Annotated in this window: 1 protein-coding gene; it reads left to right on the top strand. The window is 44.3% G+C overall.

Annotated elements, in window-relative coordinates:
- Positions 1-12: 12 nt before the first annotated feature.
- Positions 13-271 (top strand): c-type cytochrome (locus SB764_RS40405; protein WP_410866811.1); only part of this gene is annotated, 259 nt, incomplete at its 3' end.

Raw genomic sequence — 271 nt, 5'->3', positions numbered from 1 at the left:
CCGGAGAAATTTATTAAAAATAAAAGAAAGAAAATAGTAGCTACACAAAAGGCTCTTCAGCTGGTAGCCTATCTGAAATCACTTAAACAGACCGATTACACCGATAAATCTATTGTTCCGCCATTTCTTTACAAGCAGGTAAAAAAAGAGGGTGAGGGAGCTGCCGGTTCATCCAATCTTCCTGATGGAGGAGAGCTTTTTACCGCAAACTGTGCTTCCTGCCATCAGGCAAGCGGAGAAGGAGTTCCCGGGGCATTTCCTCCGCTGAAAG

The organism is Paraburkholderia sp. SIMBA_027 (assembly GCF_046535315.1).
Classification (GTDB): Bacteria; Pseudomonadota; Gammaproteobacteria; order Burkholderiales; family Burkholderiaceae; genus Paraburkholderia; species Paraburkholderia tropica.
Note: the sequence above shows the minus strand (reverse complement) of the source record. Positions and strands in the feature narration are given on the sequence as shown.